19 protein-coding genes and 2 pseudogenes are annotated in these 19,408 nt (G+C 74.5%); 13 read left to right on the top strand and 8 right to left on the bottom strand.

The annotated features are described in order from the left end of the window. Positions 1-49: 49 nt before the first annotated feature. Positions 50-493 carry a hypothetical protein gene (locus tag ACVW2K_RS08010; protein ID WP_457202138.1) on the bottom strand — a complete coding sequence of 148 codons (444 nt, stop codon included), beginning with the start codon at positions 491-493 and terminating at the stop codon, positions 50-52. Positions 494-679: 186 nt separating this feature from the next. Between ACVW2K_RS08010 and ACVW2K_RS08005 the strand changes: the two genes are divergently transcribed. The 7 genes from ACVW2K_RS08005 to ACVW2K_RS07975 all read left to right on the top strand — a co-directional run bounded on the left by ACVW2K_RS08005 (position 680) and on the right by ACVW2K_RS07975 (position 6,539). Continuing rightward, on the top strand, positions 680-1,171 hold the full coding sequence (locus tag ACVW2K_RS08005; RefSeq protein ID WP_028639178.1) for a DUF2231 domain-containing protein: 492 nt from the start codon (positions 680-682) through the stop codon (positions 1,169-1,171). Between the two features lie 46 nt (positions 1,172-1,217). Then, positions 1,218-1,907, top strand: a complete 690-nt coding sequence (locus ACVW2K_RS08000) for a response regulator transcription factor (protein WP_028639179.1) — start codon at positions 1,218-1,220, stop codon at positions 1,905-1,907. Next, positions 1,904-3,253: a HAMP domain-containing sensor histidine kinase gene (locus ACVW2K_RS07995; RefSeq protein ID WP_457202137.1), complete on the top strand. Its 1,350-nt coding sequence runs from the start codon at positions 1,904-1,906 to the stop codon at positions 3,251-3,253. The genes ACVW2K_RS08000 and ACVW2K_RS07995 overlap by 4 nt, the downstream gene beginning before the upstream one ends. Positions 3,254-3,332: 79 nt before the next feature. Beyond that, a complete protein-coding gene (locus ACVW2K_RS07990; protein ID WP_457202136.1) occupies positions 3,333-3,608 on the top strand; it encodes a hypothetical protein in 276 nt (91 codons plus the stop codon). After that, entirely contained in the window at positions 3,605-4,504 is a 900-nt protein-coding gene (locus tag ACVW2K_RS07985) for an FAD:protein FMN transferase (protein WP_457202135.1), read from the top strand. The genes ACVW2K_RS07990 and ACVW2K_RS07985 overlap by 4 nt, the downstream gene beginning before the upstream one ends. Next, positions 4,501-6,345 (top strand): NADH-ubiquinone oxidoreductase-F iron-sulfur binding region domain-containing protein, encoded by a 1,845-nt coding sequence (locus ACVW2K_RS07980; protein WP_457202134.1) that lies wholly within the window; start codon positions 4,501-4,503, stop codon positions 6,343-6,345. The genes ACVW2K_RS07985 and ACVW2K_RS07980 overlap by 4 nt, the downstream gene beginning before the upstream one ends. Further along, positions 6,345-6,539 carry a ferredoxin gene (locus ACVW2K_RS07975; RefSeq protein ID WP_028639184.1) on the top strand — a complete coding sequence of 65 codons (195 nt, stop codon included), beginning with the start codon at positions 6,345-6,347 and terminating at the stop codon, positions 6,537-6,539. Before ACVW2K_RS07980 ends, ACVW2K_RS07975 begins: the two co-directional genes overlap by 1 nt. 201 nt (positions 6,540-6,740) lie before the next feature. On the opposite strand, the gene ACVW2K_RS07970 is transcribed toward ACVW2K_RS07975, so the two are convergent. Next, the gene (locus ACVW2K_RS07970) at positions 6,741-7,214 is read right to left on the bottom strand and encodes a MarR family transcriptional regulator (RefSeq protein ID WP_036571772.1); all 474 of its coding nucleotides are present in this window, start codon (positions 7,212-7,214) and stop codon (positions 6,741-6,743) included. 159 nt (positions 7,215-7,373) lie between these two features. Between ACVW2K_RS07970 and ACVW2K_RS07965 the strand changes: the two genes are divergently transcribed. The 6 genes and pseudogenes from ACVW2K_RS07965 to ACVW2K_RS07940 all read left to right on the top strand — a co-directional run bounded on the left by ACVW2K_RS07965 (position 7,374) and on the right by ACVW2K_RS07940 (position 16,058). Further along, a complete protein-coding gene (locus ACVW2K_RS07965; protein ID WP_457202133.1) occupies positions 7,374-9,119 on the top strand; it encodes a glycoside hydrolase family 15 protein in 1,746 nt (581 codons plus the stop codon). Positions 9,120-9,208: 89 nt separating this feature from the next. Then, a complete protein-coding gene (locus ACVW2K_RS07960; RefSeq protein WP_457202132.1) occupies positions 9,209-10,210 on the top strand; it encodes an SDR family oxidoreductase in 1,002 nt (333 codons plus the stop codon). After that, positions 10,207-11,403 (top strand): annotated as a pseudogene (locus tag ACVW2K_RS07955) (FAD-binding oxidoreductase); the annotation flags it as partial. The gene ACVW2K_RS07960 and the pseudogene ACVW2K_RS07955, both read left to right, overlap by 4 nt. 115 nt (positions 11,404-11,518) lie before the next feature. Further along, positions 11,519-13,180 (top strand): (Fe-S)-binding protein, encoded by a 1,662-nt coding sequence (locus ACVW2K_RS07950; RefSeq protein ID WP_457202131.1) that lies wholly within the window; start codon positions 11,519-11,521, stop codon positions 13,178-13,180. Further along, entirely contained in the window at positions 13,177-14,967 is a 1,791-nt protein-coding gene (locus ACVW2K_RS07945) for a thiamine pyrophosphate-requiring protein (RefSeq protein ID WP_457202130.1), read from the top strand. The genes ACVW2K_RS07950 and ACVW2K_RS07945 overlap by 4 nt, the downstream gene beginning before the upstream one ends. Beyond that, the gene (locus ACVW2K_RS07940; RefSeq protein WP_457202129.1) at positions 14,964-16,058 is read left to right on the top strand and encodes an enolase C-terminal domain-like protein; all 1,095 of its coding nucleotides are present in this window, start codon (positions 14,964-14,966) and stop codon (positions 16,056-16,058) included. Before ACVW2K_RS07945 ends, ACVW2K_RS07940 begins: the two co-directional genes overlap by 4 nt. 57 nt (positions 16,059-16,115) lie before the next feature. Here ACVW2K_RS07940 and ACVW2K_RS07935 read toward each other — a convergent pair whose 3' ends face one another. The 6 genes and pseudogenes from ACVW2K_RS07935 to ACVW2K_RS07910 form a co-directional block, all read right to left on the bottom strand. Then, the gene (locus ACVW2K_RS07935) at positions 16,116-16,550 is read right to left on the bottom strand and encodes a hypothetical protein (protein WP_457202128.1); all 435 of its coding nucleotides are present in this window, start codon (positions 16,548-16,550) and stop codon (positions 16,116-16,118) included. 20 nt (positions 16,551-16,570) lie between these two features. After that, positions 16,571-16,642: pseudogene (locus tag ACVW2K_RS07930) on the bottom strand (hypothetical protein); the annotation flags it as partial. Beyond that, complete coding sequence (locus tag ACVW2K_RS07925; protein WP_457202127.1) at positions 16,636-16,896, bottom strand: hypothetical protein; 261 nt, start codon at positions 16,894-16,896, stop codon at positions 16,636-16,638. The gene ACVW2K_RS07925 and the pseudogene ACVW2K_RS07930, both read right to left, overlap by 7 nt. Before the next feature lie 43 nt (positions 16,897-16,939). Continuing rightward, positions 16,940-18,172 (bottom strand): sensor histidine kinase, encoded by a 1,233-nt coding sequence (locus tag ACVW2K_RS07920; protein WP_457202126.1) that lies wholly within the window; start codon positions 18,170-18,172, stop codon positions 16,940-16,942. Positions 18,173-18,237: 65 nt separating this feature from the next. Next, positions 18,238-18,903, bottom strand: coding sequence for a response regulator transcription factor (locus ACVW2K_RS07915; protein ID WP_457202125.1), 666 nt, complete (start codon positions 18,901-18,903; stop codon positions 18,238-18,240). Between the two features lie 74 nt (positions 18,904-18,977). After that, the gene (locus ACVW2K_RS07910) at positions 18,978-19,391 is read right to left on the bottom strand and encodes a hypothetical protein (protein ID WP_457202124.1); all 414 of its coding nucleotides are present in this window, start codon (positions 19,389-19,391) and stop codon (positions 18,978-18,980) included. Positions 19,392-19,408 lie beyond the last annotated feature (17 nt).

The raw sequence follows: 19,408 nt of genomic DNA, 5'->3' as shown, positions 1-19,408 counted from the left end.
CCCAGCATGGCTCAGCCGTGGTCGGGCGAGGGCCCCGCCGCCGCGCCGTTCAGGCGGCGGAGGTCTCCGTCGGCCCGTCGGTGGGCACGTCCGTCGGGTCGTCCGTCGGGTCGTCCGTCGGCTGCTCGCCCGCCTGGCAGTCGGCGAGGCGCTTCTCGGCGTGGGCGAGTCGCTGCTGCTGCGCCTTCTTGACGCCCTTCGCGGCCGCCTCGGCGGCCTTGGCGCGGGCGAGTGCCTTCCGGGCTGCCGCCTTCTCGCTGCCCGTGGCGGCGGCCACCGCCTCCTCGGCGTCGTCGGTCGCCTGCTGCTTGCGCTCGAACACCGCGGTGACGCGCGCCAGGGCGTCCTCGGCCTTCGCGACCTGGGCCTCCTGCCGGGCGCAGGTCTTGCCCGAGCCGCTCTCGTGCGCATCGGCCGTGGCGACGGCGGTGAGGCCGCCGACGAGGACGAGACCGGCGAAGGACGCGCAGAGCGTCCGGGTGATGGTGTGCATACAGGTTCCCTTTCCGAGTGTGCCCCCGATGTCTGCACATCGGTCGGTAGGACCGCGCACTTGAGCCCTCGACGTACCCGCGGGAGCCTCTCGGCCGCATTTGAGCCGATTTTGACGTTGCGTTGGGGACGGAATGAGTCTGGATGCCCCATCGTGCAGGTGCCACCCACCTCGAGGAGGAACTTCATGCCGTCCACGTTCTTCGGCCTCCCGCTGCACCCGCTGATCGTCCACGCGACCGTCGTGATGGTGCCGCTCGCGGTCCTGGCCGTGCTCGGCGCCGTGCTCGTGCCGCGGTTCCGGCGCTGGGCGGGCCCGTTGCCGATGGGGCTGAGCCTGGTGGCGCTGGTGCTCACCCCGCTGTCGACGGCGAGCGGGGAGAACCTCGAGCACTCCCTGCCCGAGACCCGGTTGATCGAGCAGCACGCAGAGCTCGGCGACCAGCTCATCTGGTTCACGGTCGCGCTATTCGTGTTCGCGGCGGCGTACTGGTGGCTCGACCGGCGGCGTACGGCGACGCCGGAGGCGGAGCAGTCGCGGGACCGGATGCGCACGCTGACCGCGGTCGTCGCCGTCCTCGCGGTCCTGACCGCGCTCGGCACCGGCGTGCAGGTCGCCCGGATCGGCCACAGCGGCGCCAAGGCGGCCTGGTCCGGGACCGGCAGCGCCGGCGGCTGACCGGACGAGCCGACCGCCCCGGCCGACCGGCAGTACGGTGACGTCCATGGTGCGCCTCCTGCTCGTCGAGGACGACCCGGACATCCGCCGCACCCTGACCCGCGGGCTCACGGAGCAGGGCGCGACCGTCGTCCCCGTCGAGACCGCGGTCGAGGCGATCAAGGCCGTCGGGACCGAGCGCCCGGACGCCGTGGTGCTCGACCTCGGCCTGCCCGACCTCGACGGCGCCGACGTGCTCGCGCTGATCCGCGCCAGCAGCGACCTGCCCGTCGTGGTCGCGACCGCCCGCGACGACGAGCGCGAGATCGTCCGGCTGCTGGACGCGGGCGCCGACGACTACCTGATCAAGCCCTTCTCCGCGGCGCAGGTGATGGCGCGGGTGCGGGCGGTGCTCCGGCGTACGACGCCCGCGGTCCGCGAGGACCCGCGGGTGGTGGTCGGCGACCTGGTCGTCGACCCCGTGTCACGGACCGCCGAGCTCGAGGGTCGGGAGCTGACGCTGAACCGCAAGGAGTTCGACCTGCTCCTCGCGCTCGCCTCCCGCTCCGGCGAGGTCGTCACCAAGCGGCAGCTGCTGGCGGAGGTCTGGCAGATGCCGTGGGGCGGTGCGGACCGGACCGTCGACGTGCACCTGTCGTGGCTGCGCCGCAAGCTCGGCGAGACGGCCGCGCAGCCGAGGTACCTGGTCAGCGTCCGCGGGGTCGGCGTCAAGCTCGTCGACCCGGGCACGGGATGAGCCTCCGGCAGCGGATCCTGGTGCTGGCGGTGGGCGCCACCGCCAGCGTGCTCATCCTCTTCGCGATCCCGCTGTGGCTGCTGCTCGACCGGGCGGCGACCGAGGAGAGCCGCGAGGGCGCCGTGGACGTCGCCCGCGGGGTGGCCGACTACGTGAGCACCGGCCCGACCGGGCACCAGCTGACGGCGTACGTCGACCGCCTCAACGGCCGCGACGACCGCGCGACCGTGACCGTGCTGCTGCCCGACGGGACCCGGCTGGGCGCCGAGCTGCCGGAGGGGCTGCACGGGGACACCGACCTCCGCGGGCCCCAGGGGGACGACGTCGGGCCGAGCGGGGACCCCGAGGGCGACGGCCTGATGCCGGTGTCCGAGCCGGAGATCCACGAGGTGGCCGGCGGCCAGCTCGTCGGCGTGCGCGCCACGACCGCGGACGGACCGGTCGTCGTCCTCGCCCACACCACCGCCACCGACGCCCGGGCCCGGATGACCGACCGGCTGCTGCTGCTCGGCGCTGCGGCCGTCGTCATCCTGCTCCTGGTGGCCGCTGCCGCCGAGCTGGTGGCGCGTCGCCTGGTCCGTGACCTGGACCGGACCGCCGCCGTCGCCGACCGGCTCGGCGACGGCGACCTCACCGCCCGCGCGCCGGAGGACGGGCCCTCGGAGGTGCGCCGCGTGTCCGCGGCCCTGAACCGGCTCGCGGGCCGGATCGACGACCTGCTCGCCGCCGAGCGGGAGACGGTCGCCGACCTGTCCCACCGCCTCCGGACGCCGCTCACCGCGGTGCGCCTGGACGTCGAGGCGCTGCCGGCGTCGGAGCGGACCGAGGAGCTCGAGTCCCACCTCGACCACCTCGAGCGGACCCTGACGGCGGTCATCCGCGCCGCGCGCCGGCCCGAGCGGGAGGGCGTCCGCCCGCGCTGCGAGGCCACGGAGGTGCTGCGCGCGCAGGTCGACTTCTGGCGCCCGCTCGCCGAGGACCAGGACCGCCCGGTCCGGCTCGACCTGCCCGCCTGCCCCGTCCCGGTGCGCTGCGCGGCCGACGACCTGCGGGCCGCGCTCGACGCCCTGATCGAGAACTGCATCGCGCACACCGCGGACGGGGTGGCGATCGCCGTCGTCCTCACCGACCCCGATCCGGACCACCCCGAGCTGGTGCGGGTCGACGTCCGCGACCGTGGTCCAGGGATCCCGTCGGGCGCCGTGCACCGGGGGCGCAGCGACCGCGGTTCGACCGGCCTGGGGCTCGACATCGCGCGCGTGTGCGCGGAGACCAGTGGAGGGCGGTTCGACGTGCTCCGGGAGGACGGCTGGTCCGTCGTCCGGCTGCGGCTCGGCCGGCCCTGACCCGGGTCACAGGATGATTTGACCTCGATTTGACCGGCTGTTCCGGCCCGCCTGAGCAGCCGCGAGCGACCGTGGTGCCATGAACGAGAACCCGCGTCGCCGGCTCCTCCGCCGGGCCCGCCTGACCACTGCTGGGATCGCGGTCACCGCGGTCGCCGGCACCGCGGCACTGACGGCCGTCGCCTCGAACGCCACCACCACCGGCGACGGCACGGGTGGCGGCAGCACCGGCGGCAACGGCGGACAGCGACAGGCCCCCGACCAGCAGGGCCGGGCGCGCTCGTCCCAGGGCGGCACCGGCGTCGTCCAGGCGCCCGCGAGCAGCCAGCCCCAGGCCGGGACCAACGCGTCATGAGCACCACCACCTGGCAGGACTGGTCGTGCACCGTCCGCGTCGTCACGCCCGGCCCCCCGCTCGACGGTGCGGCTGGGATCGTCCGGGAGCTGATGGCCGACGTCGACCGGGCCGTCAGCCGGTTCCGCTCCGACTCCGAGACCGAGCGGGTCAACAAGCTGGCCCCGCGGATCGTCCCGGTCAGCGGGCTGGCCCTCGGCCTGGTCGCAGCCGCGGTCGAGGCGGCCCGCGGCACCGACGGTGCCGTGGACCCGACGGTCGGGGCACACGTGGCGGCGTGGGGGTACGACGCCGACATCGCCGTCGTGCGGGCCCGTCGTGCGGACGTGCCGGAGCCGGGTCCGCCCGCCGACTGGCGCCGGGTCGTCGTCGACCGTGACCTGGGGCGGGTCGGCGTCGCCCGCGGCCTCCGGCTGGACCTCGGCGCGACCGCGAAGGCGTGGACCGCGGACGAGGCGGCCCGGAGGGTGGCGGCCCGCTACCGGCGTCCCGTGCTGGTCGAGATCGGCGGCGACGTCGCCGTGGCCGGAGCCGCCGACGAGCCGTGGCTGGTCCGGGTCGCCGAGGTCGCCGACGGCGCCGGGGGGGTCGTGGGCCTCACGCACGGCGGGCTGGCGACGTCCTCGGAGTCGGCACGACGCTGGCGCACCGGGTCCGGATCGGCGCACCACCTGATCGACCCGCGCACCGGAGCGCCGACCGACGGCGCCGTACGGACCGCCACCGTGTGGGCGCGGACCTGCGTCGAGGCGAACACGTTCAGCACCGCCGCCCTGGTCTGGGGGTGCTCGGCGGCCGCGCGGCTCGAGCTCGCCGGCGTCGCGGCCCGGCTCGTCGAGCGCGGCGGCGCGGTGCGGCCGATCGGCGCCTGGCCCGGCGAGGTGCGAGCGGCATGACGCTCTGGTTCCTCGCCCGCGCCGCCGGTTTCATGGCGCTGATCGGCGCGACCGCGGCCGTCTCCCTCGGCGCGATCGCGTCGGGCTCCTCCCCCGCGACCCGGCTGCGCCGCCGCGAGTCCCGGCTCCTCCTCCAGCTCGCCCACCGCTCCGCCGCCGTCGTCACCCTCGCGCTGCTCGGCCTCCACGGCGTGCTGCTGGTCGCGGACCGTCATGTCGCGATCTCGCTGCCCGGCGCGCTGGTGGCGTTCACCGCCGGCTACCGGGGCTGGGCCGTCGGCCTCGGCACCCTCGCGCTCTACTGCTTCGCGGTCGTCGCCCTCACCGGCGCCGTGCGCGGTCGGCTGGCGGGGTCGGCGGCGGCCGCCCGCTGGTGGCGGCCGGTCCACACGCTCGCCTATGTCGCCTGGCCGCTGGCGATGGCACACGGCCTGTTCTCTGGGCACCGACACCGCGACCTGGTGGGCGTGGCTGCTGTACGGCGGCTCGGCGCTCACCGTGGTCTGGGCGGTCTGGGTCCGGCTCGGCGCCGAGGAGGAGCACGTCTCCGGCGCGCTGGCCGCGACCCGCCACACCCAGCGCCGCCTGGCCGGGAGGGCCTGATGACGACCCTGCACCGGCCGGCCGCGCCGACGGCGTACGGTTCCGCACGGCTGCTCGCGGGAGCCACCCACGGCGTCCGGGCCGACCTCGCCGCGCACCGCGCGGTGCACGGCGCCCAGCAGCACCGCACCCGGGCGACCCTGGTCGAGGAGACGGGGGCCGTCCGGCTGCTCGGACGAGGCGGCGCGGCGTTCCCGGTGTCCACGAAGCTGGCCGCGATGCCCACCGGGTCCTCGGTCGAGGTCGTCGTCAACGGCTCGGAGAGCGAGCCGGCCAGCCGCAAGGACCGCACGCTGATGACCCTGGTGCCGCACCTGGTGGTCGACGGCGCCCTGGTCGTCGCGCGGGCGCTGCGCACCCGGCGGGTGACGATCGCCGTCCACGACACTGCCGCGCACGCCTCGCTCACGCTCGCGCTGGAGGAACGACGCGGGAGCGAGCCGCACCCCGAGCGCGTGTCGGTCCGGCTCCAGCCCGCCCGGTTCGTGTCCGGCGAGGTGCGCGCCGTGCTGCGCGGCCTCGACGGCCGGCCCGCCGTACCGCCGGGGCACCGGGTGCTGCCCACCCGGCACGGCCTCGGCGGTGCGCCCACGTTCGCGAGCAACGTCGAGACGTTCGCCCAGATCGCGGTCCTCGTCTCGCTCGGCGCACGGCGGTACGCCGAGGTCGGCGACCGGGCCGAGCCCGGGACCACGCTCGTCACCCTCCTCGGCGACGTCCCGGCCCCCGGCGTTGCGGAGGTGCCGACCGGCCTGCCGCTCGACGCGCTGCTGCCGGCTGCCGGCGGCCCGGTCCTGGTCGGCGGCTACCACGGGCACTGGGTCGCGGACGCCCGTGGTCTGCGCGTCACCCGCCCGTCGCTGCGCGAGGCCGGCGTCCCCCTGAACGCCGGCGTCGTCGCCCGGCTGCCGGAGTCGGGCTGCGCACTCGCGGAGGTGGCCGCCGTGGCTGCCTGGCTGGCCCGGCAGTCCGCCGGGCAGTGCGGCCCGTGCCTGTTCGGCACCGCCGCGGTCGCCCGCGACGTCTCGACGCTGCTGTACGGCCGCCCCGCGCCGGACGTGAGCGCCCGGCTCCACGGGCTGGTCCGGCGCGGCGCCTGCGCCCACCCGGACGGCACCGCAGCGTTCGTCGCCAGCGCGCTGACCACCATGACCGCCGAGCTCGACGCGCACGTCGACCGAGGCGGCTGCGGCCGGCCGTACCTCGCCGTCCTCCCGCTCGACGACGGAGTCCGTTGATGAGGATCGAGGTCGACTGGACGCGGTGCGACGGCCACGGCCTGTGCGCCCTGCTGCTGGCCGAGAACCTCGGCTCCGACCCCGACGGCTATCCGGTCGTCCACGACACCGCCGTGGCCCGGGACTCGGTACGTCACGCCCGCCGCGCTGTGGCGGCGTGTCCGGCGCTCGCGCTCCGCCTCGTGCGGGACTGACTCGGCGGCGCTCCCGGGCCGGCCGGACCCCCACGGGGGTTGGGGCCCGACCGGCGGTCGGAGGACTGCCCGATCCCGGGCGGCGCCAGTAGGGCCAGATCCTCCGCGGGCGAACCTGCCACCAACCTGACTGCGTCGGTGCCGATCAGCGCTGGCGCGTACCGGGCCCGTCCTACGGTCCCTCCGTGGCGACGCTGGGCGCTAGGACGGCTCGCGCCACTGGTCCCTACTGAGCTCCTGGGCGGCGTCGTTGAACGCCCGGAAGGCTGCGGTGAGGGCCGCCGCGTCGGCCAGACCCATCCGCTCGAGCACCTGCACGATGTCCTCGCGCCGCCGGGCCATGACCGCGTCCAGGAGGCGGGTACCGGCGCCCGAGATCTCCACGCGGACCACGCGCGCGTCCTCGGGCGAGCGACGGCGGGCGAGCAGCCCGAGGCGCTCGAGCCGGTCGCAGTGCCGGGTCGCGTTGGAGGGGTTCACCCCCATCCGGGCGGCGATCGCGCCGATGCTCTGCGGTCCGTGCGCCGCCAGGAGGACGAGGAGGCGGTGCTGGGCGACGGTGACCTCGACCGGCGCCGCTCCGACCGAGTCGATGGCGATCGCCACGAGGGCACGGCTCGTGGTGCCCAGCTCCTCGGCGAGCTCGCTGAGCGCCGATCCGGCCACGTGTCCCATCGTTCCTCACTCTCCTGGGCCGGCGTCGCCGCCCGCTTGTCCCTCACGACGTGCCGCGCTGTGGTTGCACCAGCGCATATTTGCGCAAGCGCATGGATACAGGGAGCGTAGCGCGGTTCGCGCTGCTGCGTGCGCATCACATCACGAACGGAGGACCAGGTGACCCGTCCGATCACGCATCCCGTGACGCTGCGCCAGTACGCGCTGGTGGCCGACGGCGAGCGGGGCGCCCTGATCGGCCCCCGCGGCGACCTCGCGTTCATGTGCGCACCCCGGTGGCACGACGACGCTGTCTTCAGCAGCCTGCTCGGGGGCCGCGGGGAGTACACCGTCTCGCCGATCGACCGCCGGTTCGTGTGGGGCGGGCACTACGAGCAGGACAGCCTGGTCTGGCGCAGCAGGTGGGTCACCACCCGCTCGGTGATCGAGTCCCGCGAGGCACTCGCGTTCCCGGGAGATCCGGGCCACGCCGTGCTGATGCGCCGGGTGGAGGCCCACGAGGGCGACGCGTACGTGCACGTCACACTGGACTGCCGCGCCGGGTTCGGGACCCGGGCGATGACCGTCTGCCGGCGCTCGAGCGGGGCCTGGGAGGGCCGCACCGGCGACCTCAGCTACCGCTGGTCGGGCGCGACCGAGCACGCCCGGCTCGACGACGACCGGCTCGCACTGGAGCTGGTGGTCCCGGCGGACGAGAGCCGCGACCTGGTCCTCGAGCTGGGCACCGGGCTCGCGGACGAGCTCCCCGACCCCGACCACCTGTGGGCGCGGACCGAGCAGGCGTGGCGCGACACCGCCCCTGACCTGACGAGCTCCGCCGCGCCGGGCGACGCCCGGCACTCGTGGGCGGTGCTGCGCGGGCTCACCAGCGGCGACGGCGGGATGGTCGCCGCGGCGACCACGTCCCTGCCGGAGCGCGCCGAGGCCGGGCGGAACTACGACTACCGCTACGCGTGGATCCGCGACCAGTGCTACACCGGCCAGGCGGCCGCCGTCGCCGGCGCGCACGACCTGCTGGACGCCGCGGTCCGCTTCGTCACCGAACGGGTGCTGGCCGACGGGCCCGACCTGAAGCCGGCGTACCGGGTGGCGGGCGGGCGCGTCCCGGACCAGCGCCGGCTGCCGCTTCCCGGCTACCCCGGCGCGCCGGTCCAGGTCGGCAACCACGTCAACGAGCAGTTCCAGCTGGACGCGCTCGGCGAGGCGCTGCTGCTGTTCGCCGCCGCCGACCGGGTCGACCGCCTCGACCGCGACGCCCACGACGCCGTCCAGCAGGTCGTGGCCGCGATCGAGAAGCGGCACACCGAGCCGGATGCCGGCATCTGGGAGCTCGAGGACCGGCGCTGGGCCCACTCGCGGCTGATCTGCGCCGCCGGACTGCGTGCGGTCGGGCGCGGCGAGGAGGCCGACCGGCTGGTCGCGTCCGTGGACGCCGACTGCCTGCACTCCAGCGGCCGCTGGCAGCGCTCCCCCGACGACCCGCTCGTCGACGCCGCGCTCCTGCTGCCGGGGATCCGCGGCGCCGTCCCGGCCGACGACCCTCGCCACGTGCGGACGTGGCGGGCCGTCGTCGACGAGCTGACCGACGACGGCTACGTCTACCGGTTCCGGCACGACCCGGAGCTCCCGATGCACCAGGCGGAGGGCGCGTTCGTCCTCAGCGGCTTCCACCTGAGCCTGGCCAGCCTGGGTCAGGGCCGGGTGACCGAGGCGGCCCGCTGGTTCGAGCGGAACCGCGGCTCGCTGGGTCCCCCCGGCCTGTTCACCGAGGAGTTCGACGTCGTGGAGCGACAGCTCCGCGGGAACCTCCCCCAGGCATTCGTGCACGCGCTGCTGCTCGAGACCGCGCACGAGCTCGGCCGCGCCGGCGTCGGCGTCGAGGGCTTCGCGGCCGAGGACAGGTGACACCAGCACCACACCCAGCACCACACCCGGCGGGACACCCGGCAGGACACCCGGCAGGACACCCGGCAGGACAGGAGGAAGGAGACCCCATGAGCAAGCGAGTGGTCGTGGTGACCGGCGCGTCCGGCGGGATCGGACGGGCGTCGGCGCGGGAGTTCGCCCGGCAGGGGGACGCCGTCGCGCTGCTCGCCCGCGGCGACGCCGGCCTGGAGGCCGCCGCCGAGGAGGTGCGGGCCGCCGGGGTGCGGACCCTGGCGATCCCGGTGGACGTCGCCGACCACGAGGCGCTCGATGCGGCCGCCGACCGGGTGGAGGTCGAGCTCGGCGAGATCGACGTCTGGGTGAACGTCGCCTTCACCTCGGTGTTCGCGCGCTTCGTGGACATCGGGCCCGAGGAGTTCCGGCGGGTCACGGAGGTCAGCTACCTGGGCTACGCGAACGGCACCCGCAGCGCGCTGCGCCGGATGCTGCCCCGCGACCGCGGCGTCGTCGTCCAGGTCGGCTCCGCGCTGGCGTACCGGGGCATCCCGCTGCAGTCGGCGTACTGCGGCGCCAAGCACGCGATCCAGGGCTTCAACGAGGCGGTGCGCACCGAGCTGCTCCACGACAAGAGCTCGGTCCGCGTGACGATGGTGCAGATGCCGGCGGTGAACACGCCCCAGTTCGGGTGGGTGCTGTCGCGCCTGCCCCGGCACGCGCAACCGGTCCCGCCGATCTACCAGCCCGAGGTCGCGGCCCGCGCCGTCGCGTACGCCGCCGACCACCCCCGCCGACGGGAGTACTGGGTCGGCGAGACCACGGCGGCGACGCTGATCGCCAACGCGGTCGCGCCCGGGCTGCTCGACCGCTACCTCGCGCGGACCGGGTTCGACTCCCAGCAGACCGACCAGCCGCGTGATCCCGACCAGCCCGAGAACCTGTGGGAGCCGGCCGACACGCGACGTGACTTCGGTGCCCACGGCGCCTTCGACGACCGCTCCCACCGCGGCTCGCCGCAGGTGTGGGCGTCGCAGCACCACGGCCTCCTGGCCGCCGTCGGGGGCACGGCCCTGGCGGCCGGCGCCCTCGCCTGGCTCAGGAGCGCGGCATGAGGGACCTGGGCGGGGCCGAGCGGCTGCTGCGCGAGCGGGTGGACGGCGAGGTCCGCTTCGACGCCGGCAGCCGGGCGGCGTACTCCACGGACGCGTCGAACTTCCGCCAGGTCCCGTACGGCGTGGTCGTCCCGCGCACGACCGACGCCGCGGCCGAGGCCGTCGCCGTCTGCCACGAGCTGGGACTGCCGATCGTCTCCCGCGGTGGCGGCACCAGCCTCGCCGGGCAGTGCACCAACGAGGCCGTGGTCCTCGACTTCTCCAAGTACTGCCACCGGTTGATCTCCGTCGATGTCGAGAACCGCCGCTGCGTCGTCGAGCCCGGGATCGTCCTCGACGACCTCAACCGGCAGCTCGCGCCGACCGGGCTGCGGTTCGGACCCGAGCCCGCGACCCACCCGAACTGCACCCTCGGCGGGATGATCGGCAACAACTCCTGCGGCGCCACGGCGCAGCGGACCGGCAAGGTCGTCGACAACGTCACCTCCCTGGACGCGCTGCTCCACGACGGGACCCGATTCGTGGCCGCGCAGCTCACCGACGAGCGGTACGCCGAGGTCGCGTCCCGCACCGACCGGGTGGGCGAGATCCACCGGGCGCTGCGGCGGCTCCGGGACGATCACGCCGACCTGCTGCGGGAGCGCTACCCCCAGATCCCGCGGCGGGTGTCCGGCTACAACCTCGACTCGCTGCTGCCCGAGCACGGGTTCGACGTCGCCGGCATGCTGGTCGGCAGCGAGGCGACCCTGGTGACGGTGCTCGCCGCCGAGCTCGAGCTGGTGCCGGTCGTCCGCGCCCGGACCCTGGTCGTCCTGGGGTACCCGGACATCGCGGCGGCCGCGGACGCCGTGCCGGCGATCGTGCGGCACGAGCCGATCGCGCTCGAGGGCGTCGACCACTACCTCGTCCGCGACCAGCAGCTCAAGGGCATGAACCCCGATGCGCTCGAGGAGCTGCCCGACGGCACCGGGTTCCTGATGGTGCAGTTCGGCGGCGACGACACCGAGGAGGCCGACCGGCACGCCGAGGACATGCTCGACGACGTCGGGAAGGGCGACCACTCCCCGGACGTCGCCTTCTACGACGACCCGCAGAAGGAGCACGAGCTCTGGCTGGTGCGCGAGTCCGGGCTCGGGGCCACGGCACACGTCCCCCACCGGCCGGACACGTTCGAGGGCTGGGAGGACTCGGCGGTGCCGGTCGACCGGCTCGGCGACTACCTGCGCGACCTGCGCCGGGCTGTACGAGGAGTTCGGCTACGCCAGCGACACCGGACCCAGCCTCTACGGCCACTTCGGGCAGGGGTGCGTGCACACGCGGATCCCGTTCGACCTCTACTCCACCGAGGGCGTCGCGACCTATCGCCGCTTCCTGGAGCGGGCGGCCGATCTCGTCGTCTCGTACGGCGGTTCGCTCTCGGGCGAGCACGGCGACGGCCAGACCCGCGGCGAGCTGCTGCCGAAGATGTTCGGCGACGAGGTCGTCGGCCTGTTCGAGGTCGTGAAGGGGCTGTTCGACCCCGACGACCTGATGAACCCGGGCAAGGTCGTCCACCCGGCGCGTCTCGACGAGCACCTGCGGCTCGGCGGTCACTGGGAGCCGAAGCGGCTGCTGCCGGTCGCCTTCGGCTACCCCGAGGACGGTCACTCCTTCGCCCAAGCGGCCAACCGCTGCGTCGGCGTCGGCAAGTGCCGCCAGCTCGAGCACACCGGCGGCACGGTGATGTGCCCGTCGTACCAGGTGACGCACGAGGAGGAGCACTCCACGCGGGGCCGCGCCCGGCTGCTGTTCGAGATGCTCGATGGCCACGGCGACGGCACGATCACCGACGGGTGGCGGTCCACCGAGGTCCGCGACGCGCTCGACCTCTGCCTGTCGTGCAAGGGCTGCAAGTCCGACTGCCCGGCGCACGTGGACATGGCGACGTACAAGGCCGAGTTCCTGCACCAGCACTACCGGCACCGGCTGCGGCCCCGGGCCGACTACGCCACCGGCTTCCTGCCGTCGGCCGCGATGGTGATCGACCGGCTCCGGATCGCACCGGCCGTGAACCGGCTCGCGGCGATGCCGAGACTGCGCCGGCTCGGCACCCGTGCCGCAGGCCTCGAGGACCGTGAGGTGCCGCGGTTCGCCCACCGGTCGTTGCAGCGCTGGCTGCGCGACCACCGGCCGGCGCCCGGGGCGGGCCGTCGCGGCACCGTCCTGCTCTGGCCGGACACGTTCACCAACCACTTCCACCCCGAGGTCGGCATCGCCGCCGTCCGGGTGCTCGAGGACGCGGGCTGGGCGGTCACCATGCCGAGCCGGCCGGTCTGCTGCGGGCTGACCTGGATCTCGACCGGTCAGCTCGGCGTGGCCCGGTTCCGGGTGCGCCACACGATCCGCGAGCTCGCGCCGCACGTGCGGGCCGGCGGCCTGGTGGTCGGCCTCGAGCCGAGCTGCACGACCGTGCTCCGCTCGGACGCCGTGGACCTGATGCCCGACGACCTCGACACCCGCCGGGTCCGCGACCACACCGTCACCCTGGCGGAGCTGCTCGGCGAGCACACCGACGGATGGGAGCCGCCGTCCGCCGCCGGGGTGACCGCCCTCGCCCAGGTGCACTGCCACCAGCACGCCGTCCTCGGGTGGGACGCCGACCGCACGCTCCTCGAGCGGGCGGGCGCGGACATCGAGCAGCTCGAGTCGGGCTGCTGCGGCCTGGCCGGCAACTTCGGCTTCACCGCCGGGCACGGCGAGGTCAGCGAGGCGTGCGCCGAGCAGGTGCTGCTGCCCCGGCTCCGCGAGGCCGACCCCCACGACCCCTCGACGGTGGTGCTGGCCGACGGGTTCTCCTGCCGGACCCAGATTCATGAGCTCGACAGCGGCGGGCACCGGGCATTGCACCTCGCGCAGCTCCTCGACGACCTCCGCACCGGGACGATCCGCGCGAACCACACGACCGACCCACGAGAAAGGAGCACCACATGACGACCACGACCGTGGCCGACCAGCTGCTCGCGCGACTGCGCGAATGGGGCGTGAAGCAGGTCTTCGGCTACCCCGGCGACGGCATCAACGGCATCCTGGGCGCGTTCTCCCGTGCCGACGACCAGCCGCGGTTCATCCAGTCGCGACACGAGGAGATGAGCGCCTTCGAGGCGGTCGGGCATGCCAAGTTCAGCGGTCGCCAGGGCCTGCCCGGCGTGTGCATGGCGACGTCGGGTCCGGGCGCGATCCACCTGCTCAACGGGCTCTACGACGCCAAGCTCGACCATGTCCCGGTCGTCGCGATCGTCGGGCAGACCAACCGCACGGCGATGGGCGGCAGCTACCAGCAGGAGGTGGACCTGCTGAGCCTGTTCAAGGACGTCGCGAGCGACTACGTCCAGATGGTCACCGTGCCCCAGCAGCTGCCGAACGTGCTCGACCGGGCCATCCGCGTCGCGATGGCCCGGCGCGCGCCGACCGCGATCATCATCCCCAACGACGTGCAGGAGCTGGAGTACGCGCCGCCCGAGCACGCGTTCAAGATGGTCCCGTCGAGCCTGGGCATCAGCTGGCCGACGGTCGACCCGGACGGTGAGGGCGTCCGGCGCGCCGCCGACGTGCTGAACGCCGGCTCGAAGGTCGCGATCCTTGTCGGCCAGGGCGCCCGGGGCGCGGCCGCCGAGGTCAGCCAGGTCGCCGAGCTCCTCGGCGCCGGTGTCGCCAAGGCCCTGCTCGGCAAGGACGTGCTGAGCGACGAGCTGCCCTGGGTCACGGGCTCCATCGGTCTCCTCGGCACCCGCCCCAGCTACGAGATGATGCGCGACTGCGACACGCTGCTGACCGTCGGCTCGAGCTTCCCCTACACCCAGTTCCTCCCGGCGCTGGACCAGGCCCGCGCGGTCCAGATCGACCTGGACGGCTCGATGATCGGGATGCGCTACCCGTACGAGGTCAACCTGGTCGGCGACGCCGCCTCGACGCTGCGCGCGCTGATCCCGCTGCTCGAGCGCAAGGACGACCGCGGCTGGCAGGAAGGCCTGTGCGCCAAGGTCGACGAGTGGTGGCGGACGATGGAGGCCGAGGCGCTCGTCGAGGCCGACCCGATCAACCCGATGCGGATCTTCCACGAGTTCTCCCGGATCGCCCCCGAGAACGCGATCCTCACCTCCGACAGCGGCTCGGCCGCGAACTGGTACGCCCGCCAGGTCCGGATGCGGGGCACCATGCGCGGCTCGCTGTCCGGCACGCTCGCGACGATGGGGCCCGCGGTGCCGTACGCGATCGGTGCGAAGTTCGCCCACCCGGATCGGCCGGTGATCGCCTTCGAGGGCGACGGCGCCATGCAGATGAACGGCATGGCCGAGCTCCTCACGATCTCCCGCTACTGGCAGGAGTGGGACGACCCGCGGCTCGTCGTCGTGGTGCTGCACAACAACGACCTCAACCAGGTCACCTGGGAGCTGCGCGCGATGGGCGGTACGCCGAAGTTCGTCGAGTCCCAGGCGCTGCCCGACGTCTCGTACGCCGACTTCGCGCGCTCGGCCGGGCTGGGTGCGACCGTCGTGACCGATCCCGACCAGCTGGCCGGGGCGTGGGAGACCGCACTCGGCGCCGACCGGCCGTACCTCCTGGATGTGCACTGCGACCCCGACGTACCCCCGATCCCGCCGCACGCGACCCTCGAGCAGATGACCGACATGGCCAAGGCACTGATCAAGGGCGACACCAGTCGCTGGGGCGTGATCAAGGAGGGGCTGAAGACCAAGGCCCAGGAGCTGCTGACGTGACCGACCCGCCGATCGTCGCGGTCGAGGCGCGCGCCTACACCGTCCCGACCGATCGGCCGGAGGCCGACGGGACGCTGGCCTGGGACTCGACCACGCTGGTGGCGGTCGAGGTCCGTGCCGGCGGGGGGACCGGCACCGGCTGGACGTACGCGCCCGCGGCGGCCGTCGGCGTGGTCGACGGCCTGCTCGCGCCCACGCTGGTCGGGCACCACTCGCCGCTGGCCCCGGTCGACGCACACGCCGCGATGGTGCGGGCGGTGCGCAACGCGGGGCGTGCGGGCCTGGTCGGCATGGCGCTCTCCGCGGTCGACATCGCCGTGTGGGACCTCGGTGCCCGGCTCCTCGGCGTACCACTGACGCGCTGGTTCGGGGCCGCCCCCGCGCCGGTGCCGGTCTACGGCAGCGGCGGCTTCACGACGTACGGCGACGACGAGCTCACCACGGAGCTCGAGGGCTGGCTCGCGCGCGGGCTCCGACGCGTGAAGATCAAGATCGGCGAGTCGTGGGGTCGCGCCGAGGACCGCGACCTGCACCGCGTCGAGCTCGCCCGCTCGGTCGTGGGCGACGGCACCGACCTGTTCGTGGACGCGAACGGCGGGTACGACGTGGGACAGGCCCGCCGGGTCGGACGGCGGCTCGACGAGCTCGGCGTCACCTGGTTCGAGGAGCCGGTGAGCTCCGAGGACCTGCACGGGCTCGGCGTGCTGCGCGACGCGCTGGACGCCGACGTCGTGGCCGGCGAGTACGGGCACGACCTCGCCTACTTCCACCGGATGGCCCCGGCCGTCGACTGCCTGCAGGTCGACGTCACCCGCTGCGGCGGCTACACCGAGTGGCTCCGGATCTCCGCGGTCGCGGCCGCACACGGGCTCGACGTCTCCGGTCACTGCGCGCCGTACCTCACGGCTCCGGTCGCCGCGGCGACCCCCCGGCTGCGCCACCTGGAGTGGTTCCACGACCACGTCCGCATCGTCCGCGAGCTCGTGGACGGCTACACGGCCCCGGTCGACGGCGCACTGCCGGTGGGCGACGGGGCCGGCCACGGGCTGCGGCTCGACGCCGGGCTCGCGGCGCGCTTCCGCGTGGCGTGACGGAGCGCCGGGTCCCTGCGGGCGGACCTGCCACCGACCGGACCGCGTCGGTGCGGATCAGGCGCCGGCCGGCACGCGCCGGTCCTGGACGGTGAACCAGCCGACGCACGCCAGGATGACCAGGAGGAACACCGCGCTCACGGTGTTCGTGCCGAGGCCGAGCCCGCCGTCGCCGGGGTCGGCGGTCAGCAGGTCGCCGATCGAGGCGCCGAACGGGCGGGTCAGGACGTAGCCGACCCACAAGGTGAGCACGGCGTTCGCACCGGCGTAGTAGGCCAGCGTCACCGCGCCGATCACAGCGCCGAAGATCACGGCGGCCGTCAGGTAGCCGAGCGCGAGCTGCTCGGAGACCAGGTCGCCGGCCGAGGTGCCGAGCGCGAACGTGAAGAGGATCGCCAGCCAGTAGAAGGTCTCCCGCCGCCGGGTGACGATCGTGTGGATCGAGAGCGTGGCTGGGAGCGGTACCAGGTCACGAACGTCACCGCGAGGCACATTGCGAAGACGATCGTCGTCGTCCAGAGGCTGACCCCGAGGTTGTCGACCAGGTTGTCGGAGATGAGGGTGCCGACGATCGAGATCAGCACCACCGAGAGCCAGTAGACCAGGGCACGTAGCGGCGGGTGCGGAACTGGATCACGAGCGCGTCCCCGAGCAGCACCGCCATCAGCAGCGAGGTGGTCGTCAGGCCGAGCCCGACGTTGTCGGCGAGGAAGTCCGCAGCGGTCTCCCCCACCGTCGTGGACAGGATCTTCACGACCCAGAACAGCAGGGTGACCTCGGGCACCTTGTTGAGCAGCGTGACCGCGTCGCGGCGGCGGACCGTGGTGGCGTTGTCCATGGCCGCACCCTCACTGCCGCAACCTGCAGCCGACCTGACCGGCTCAGGCGCGCGGCAGCCGGACGCCGAACTCCGCCCCGGCCCCGGGCGTCCCGACCACGATCTCCCCGCCGAGCGAGCGGGCCACCCGCTGGGCGATGCCGAGGCCGAGGCCGGTGCCGCCGGTCCCCGAGGCGCCCACGTCGAAGAGGTGCTCGCGCAGCCGGTCGTCGACCCCGGGCCCGTCGTCGGCGACGGTGATCACCACGGCGTGCGGCAGGTCCACGGCGGTGAGCGTGATCTGCGAGCGCGCGTGGGAGACCGCGTTGTCCAGCACCGGCGCCAGGGCTCGCAGCACGAGGCTGCGCGGCCCGGCGATCCGCGCGGACGACGTACCGGTCCCGTCCACGAGGTCGAGGTGGGCCGGAACGGCGGGGCGCAGGGCGTCGACCAGCTCCGCGACGTGGCAGGTCGCGGCGGCGTCCGTCGCGGCCGCGTCACGGGCCACGTCGACCAGGGTGGTGATCACCTCGGCCATGGTGCGCGCCGCGCGCGAGATCTCGACGAGGTCGGCGCGCGTCTCCGCGTCGGCGCCGCCACGCATCAGCGCCAGGTCGGCCGATCCCTGGATCGCGGTCAGCGGAGTGCGCAGCTCGTGCGCGAGCTCTGAGGTCAGCCGCTGCTCGGACCGGATCGCCATCGCGACGCGGTCCAGCAGCCGGTCCAGCGTCTCGCCGAGCTGCGCCAGCTCGTCGTCGGCCGGGTCCAGGTCGAACCGGTGCGCGAGGTCGTGCTCGCTCCAGTCCGCCGCGCGCTCGGCCATCTGGGTCACCGGCGCGAGCGCCTGGGCGGTCACCCGGCGCGCGATCCACGCGGCGGCCGCGATCACCAGGATCCCGATGAGGACGGTCGCGAGCAGCGCGTACTTCTCCGAGCGCTCGTACGCCGCGGTGTCCTGGCTGACCACCACCACCCCGGACCGGCCGTCCGTCGTCGTGAAGGGGCGGGCGAGCAGCCGCAGGGCCTCGTCGACGTCGACGCTCGTCGGAGTCGTCACCGTCGAGAGGTCGTCGGCCTCGTCCCGGGCGCCCTGCTCGATCGAGCCGGCCACGAGGTCGCCGTTCTCGTCGTAGACCCGCACGCCGGGGTCGAGGTCGCGTGAGGAGACGGGCCCGGCCTCGAGGACGCTCACGACCGCGTCCGCGCGGTCCGCCAGCACCCGGTCGACGTCGCGCTGAGCGGTGTACCCGAGCAGCAGCTGGAGGCCGACGCCGACGACCAGCATCACCGCGGTCATCAGCGCGACGGTGGACGCGGTGATCCGGCCTCGGAAGGTCCGGGGTGCGAACCTGCGCTGCGCACTCACCGCAGCGCGAGCCCCACGCCGCGGACCGTCTTGAGGTGCAGCGGCGACTCGACCTCGGCGAGCTTCACGCGGATCCGCCGGACGTAGGAGTCGACCGTGTTCTCGCTGACGACCGCGCCGTCCGGCCACGCGGCGGCGACGACCGCGCGGCGGCGCACGACCTCCCCCGGACGGGACGTGATCGCCGCGAGCATCCGGAACTCCGTCGGCGTCAGCAGCACCTCGCGGCCGCGGCAGACGAGCGCGTGCCGGGCCGGGTCGAGGAGCAGGTCGGCGTCCGATCCACCCGTGACCAGGCGTCCGCGCCGGGCCAGCGCCTCGACGCGGGCGATCAGCTCCTTCACGTCGAACGGCTTGGGCAGGTAGTCGTCGGCGCCCGCGCTGAAGCCCGCCAGCCGGTCGTGGACATCGCCCAGCGCGGAGAGGAACAGCACCGGGGCCGGCTGCCCGGCCGAGCGCAGCGCCTGGCAGACGTCGCGGCCGTCCGCGTCGGGCAGCCCGATGTCGAGCACGACCACGTCGAGGTCGTCGTCGTCGGCGAACAGCCGCAGGGCCTCGCGCCCGTCGTGCGCGGCCACCCCGTCGTGGCCGGCGTGCCGCAGCGCGGCCAGCACGACCCGGCGGATCGCGGGGTCGTCCTCGCACAGCCCGATCCTGGCCACCAGGGACCCCCTCTCGGCGCGAGGATGCGCCGACGAACCTGCAAGGTACCTGACCGCGACCTGACCCCACCCGGTCAGCGGCCGAGCAGCAGCACCCCCGCGGTGACGAGCGCGGCGACCTTGACCAGCTCGAGCCCGACGTACCAGAGGTGGGCGCGGGAGCGCGGCCCGTCGTCGCCCGCGAGCACCGCGTCGGACCGGCGCGAGACGAACGGTCGTACGGCGAGGACCTGCACGACCAGCGCGGCGGCCGCCACCAGGAACGCGACGACCGCCGCCCGGCCCGGCGACCCCGCGAGCAGGCCGACGACCACCAGCACCGCGAGCACGGCCTCGACGGCGTTGAGCGCCCGGAAGACCAGCCGCCCGATGCCGAGCCCGATGGGCAGGGTGACCCCGGGTGCCCGGAACTTCAGCGGCGCCTCGAGGAACGAGACGCCCACAACCATGCCGAGCCAGACGAACGTTGCCGCGACTGCGAGGTCCACCCCGTCAGGTTAGGCGA

The organism is Nocardioides sp. HB32, from assembly GCF_054058995.1.
This window is presented reverse-complemented; position numbering and strand designations above follow the sequence as displayed.

Coding starts and splice junctions, on each gene's coding strand:
- ACVW2K_RS08000 (WP_028639179.1), top strand. CDS start 1,218: ATGGTGCGCCTCCTGCTCGTCGAGGACGACCCGGACATCCGCCGCACC.
- ACVW2K_RS08010 (WP_457202138.1), bottom strand. CDS start 493: ATGCACACCATCACCCGGACGCTCTGCGCGTCCTTCGCCGGTCTCGTC.
- ACVW2K_RS07925 (WP_457202127.1), bottom strand. CDS start 16,896: ATGGACAACGCCACCACGGTCCGCCGCCGCGACGCGGTCACGCTGCTC.
- ACVW2K_RS07990 (WP_457202136.1), top strand. CDS start 3,333: ATGAACGAGAACCCGCGTCGCCGGCTCCTCCGCCGGGCCCGCCTGACC.
- ACVW2K_RS07980 (WP_457202134.1), top strand. CDS start 4,501: ATGACGCTCTGGTTCCTCGCCCGCGCCGCCGGTTTCATGGCGCTGATC.
- ACVW2K_RS07970 (WP_036571772.1), bottom strand. CDS start 7,214: ATGGGACACGTGGCCGGATCGGCGCTCAGCGAGCTCGCCGAGGAGCTG.
- ACVW2K_RS07995 (WP_457202137.1), top strand. CDS start 1,904: ATGAGCCTCCGGCAGCGGATCCTGGTGCTGGCGGTGGGCGCCACCGCC.
- ACVW2K_RS07985 (WP_457202135.1), top strand. CDS start 3,605: ATGAGCACCACCACCTGGCAGGACTGGTCGTGCACCGTCCGCGTCGTC.
- ACVW2K_RS07945 (WP_457202130.1), top strand. CDS start 13,177: ATGACGACCACGACCGTGGCCGACCAGCTGCTCGCGCGACTGCGCGAA.
- ACVW2K_RS07975 (WP_028639184.1), top strand. CDS start 6,345: ATGAGGATCGAGGTCGACTGGACGCGGTGCGACGGCCACGGCCTGTGC.
- ACVW2K_RS07960 (WP_457202132.1), top strand. CDS start 9,209: ATGAGCAAGCGAGTGGTCGTGGTGACCGGCGCGTCCGGCGGGATCGGA.
- ACVW2K_RS08005 (WP_028639178.1), top strand. CDS start 680: ATGCCGTCCACGTTCTTCGGCCTCCCGCTGCACCCGCTGATCGTCCAC.
- ACVW2K_RS07920 (WP_457202126.1), bottom strand. CDS start 18,172: ATGACCGCGGTGATGCTGGTCGTCGGCGTCGGCCTCCAGCTGCTGCTC.